This is a genomic window from Granulicoccus phenolivorans DSM 17626 = NBRC 107789 = JCM 15570, assembly GCF_000423085.1.
Taxonomy (GTDB): domain Bacteria; phylum Actinomycetota; class Actinomycetes; order Propionibacteriales; family Propionibacteriaceae; genus Granulicoccus; species Granulicoccus phenolivorans.
This window is the reverse complement of the sequence record NZ_AUHH01000070.1, coordinates 1-2,570: the sequence shown is the minus strand read 5'-3', so window position 1 is coordinate 2,570 and position 2,570 is coordinate 1. Positions and strand designations below refer to the sequence as shown.

2 protein-coding genes are annotated in these 2,570 nt (G+C 68.7%); one reads left to right on the top strand and one right to left on the bottom strand.

All coding sequences use genetic code 11. The features are described 5' to 3' along the window. Positions 1-508: 508 nt before the first annotated feature. Positions 509-1,534: a Gfo/Idh/MocA family protein gene (locus G531_RS0117190; RefSeq protein ID WP_026928159.1), complete on the top strand. Its 1,026-nt coding sequence runs from the start codon at positions 509-511 to the stop codon at positions 1,532-1,534. Here the strand turns inward: G531_RS0117190 and G531_RS23675 are convergent. Continuing rightward, positions 1,513-2,346, bottom strand: coding sequence for a nucleotidyltransferase domain-containing protein (locus G531_RS23675; RefSeq protein WP_051215664.1), 834 nt, complete (start codon positions 2,344-2,346; stop codon positions 1,513-1,515). The two genes, G531_RS0117190 and G531_RS23675, sit on opposite strands and share 22 nt — an antisense overlap. Between the last annotated feature and the right edge of the window lie 224 nt (positions 2,347-2,570).

Sequence of the window (2,570 nt, the reverse complement as noted above, 5' to 3'; positions counted from 1 at the left end):
TCGAACCGACGCCCGCCCTCGCGATCCTGGTACCGGCCACGCTCGCCACCGGAGCGCTCTCCCCGACCACCACGATCATCACGGGGACCCCGATCGTCACTGCGCCCTCGATCGCCACCGCGCCCTCGATCATCGCGACGGTCGCGGTCTCGCCGTTCACCCCCGTAGGAGCGGCCACCCGAACCCGACCCGGACCTGCCCTCGCCGTAGCGCCGGCCGCCGCCGGTCCGCTCACCGCCGGATCGCTCGCCCCCGCGATAGGGACGCTGGGGCCGGTCGCCCGATCCGCTCCGGTTCTCCCGGCTGCTGTCCTCAGGAGTCTGCTCTGTTGGGTTGTCCACTGATCAATCCTTGCCCAGTTCGTGGATGGGTGCAACGAGAGGCCCGCCGTATCACGAGGTGGTCCTCGACCATTGTCACGCTCCACTCTGGCCCACCGGCGCGCCCCCGGTCCACCGGAGGGGAGGCGCCGAGACAACCCGCGGGACCGGTGGGGCAGAATCCTGATATGAGAATTGGACTGGTCGGATATGGCCTGGGCGGACGAATCTTCCACGCTCCCTACATTGCGGCGGCCGAGGGCGTCGAACTGGTCGGAGTGGTCACCGGAAGTCCGGTCCGACGCAAACAGCTCGCCGAGGACTTCCCCGGGATGGCTGTCTATGACTCGCTCACCGACCTCCTCGATGCGGGGGTGGACGCGGTGACCATCACCACTCCCCCGCAGACCAGGCGCGCGCTGGTCCTCGAGGCCCTGGCCCGTGGAGTCGCCGTGGTGGCGGACAAGCCCTTCGCGCCGAACGCGGCCGAGGGTCAAGAACTGGTCGACGCGGCCGAGGCCGCCCGGGTCCCGCTGGCGGTCTTCCACAACCGGCGCTGGGACACCGACCTGCGTACCCTCCGCGATGTCCTCGACGGGGGTGAGCTGGGCAGTGTTCGGCGGGTGGAATCGCGCTTCGACCTGGATTCACCCGAAACCATCGATCCGGGCCCGAACGGTGGCGTACTGCGTGACCTCGGGGCACACCTGGCTGACCAGTTGCTGTGGCTGTTGGGTCCGGTCACCCAGGTGTACGCCGCCCTGGACTGGATCGAGATGCCCGAGGGGCGTACCGACACCGGGTTCACCGTCACCATGCGTCACCTCGCCGGACCGGTCTCCACCATGGTGGCCGGCAAGGCGAACCACGCTCGGGGCCGGGAACTGCGGGTGTACGCCGAGGCGGGCAGCTACCGGTCGACGATGGGCGATGTCCAGACCGAGGCCATCCTCGCCGGGCGCCGGCCGGTGCTCGAAGGTGATCGCTGGGGGTACGCCGACGAGGCGGAGTGGGGCACGCTCAGCACCGCCGGCGGCGTCGATCGGGTCCCGTCCTCGCGCGGGGCGTACCAGGATTTCTACAGCGAGTTTGCCCGGGCCGTCGCCGGGGAGGGTGATCTCCCGGTGACCGGGGCCGAGGCCGTCCGGACGCTGCGGGTGCTGGATGCGGCCCAGCTCAGTGACAGCACCGGTCAGGCAGTGCCGATCTCCTGACCCGGCTGCGGTGCGAACCGGCTGACCAGGTCCCGGTAGCCCTCGATCGCCCGGGCAGTCGGGCGGGCCAACCGGTTCGGCGCGCTGCGGTGCAGTTCGGTGTCCAGTTGACGCTCGATCCAGGTCCGGACATTGGCCGGGACGACCCCGGCACCCATCTCCCGGGTGATCGCCTTGGTCGCCAGTAGTTCGTCCACCGTGGCCCGCACGTCCGGGGGCGGCGGAGCCTGGTCGAGCAACTCGAGCAGATTCATCGGCGGTGTCGGGCGGTCGTACAGATCCATCCAGTGCAGCACCGCGGCCGGTCGCAGCGCGTAGAAGACCCGCTTCAGCGACTTCACCTCACCGGTGTGCGCGCCGCTGCGTTCCCACTGCCGCGCTCCGACGTGGGCGTAGTGGCGTCGCACCCGGGCGGGGTCCAGAATCTCCCCGGCCAGCGACAGCAGGGCCTCGCGAAACTCCGGGTCGCCGTCGTACACGAACGGGGAACTCAACCATTCCGCCACCGTCGCATTCCCGCCGGCGGCGAGCCGAACCGCTTTGGCCAGGTCCCAGCCATTCACATCGAACACAGCATCCACGGGGGTCTCGATGACGTCGCGGGGCTGCCAGGGGGTCACGTGATCGGGAACGGAGCGAACATAGAAGAAGCGACAGTCGTAGTCGGAATCCGGCGAGGGGAAGCCCCAGGCCCGCGAGCCGCTTTCGATCGCCCACGGGATCGCGACCCCGTATTCCGCCCGTACGCCGGCCAGCCGCCGCATGACCTCGGCCACCACGGCCGGCTCGAACGAGTCGGTCAGTTCCTGCACGAACTCATCGTTGCACGCGGCCCGAGCATCCGGTTTACCGGTCGCACGGGAACCCCCGATCAGTGCTCTGCCTGGAACGGCGAAAAGGTTTTGAACGTGAAAATGGCCTTTGGGGTGACCACACAAAAGTGGTCACCCCAAAGGCTGAAAAAGTTGTCCGGCGACGTCCTAGTCTCCCACACGCTATCGCGTGCAGTACCATCGGCGCTGAAGGGCTTAACTTC

What these genes read in the sequence shown, in the direction of transcription:
- G531_RS0117190 (WP_026928159.1), top strand. Translation starts at nt 509, where the DNA reads ATGAGAATTGGACTGGTCGGATATGGCCTGGGCGGACGAATCTTCCAC.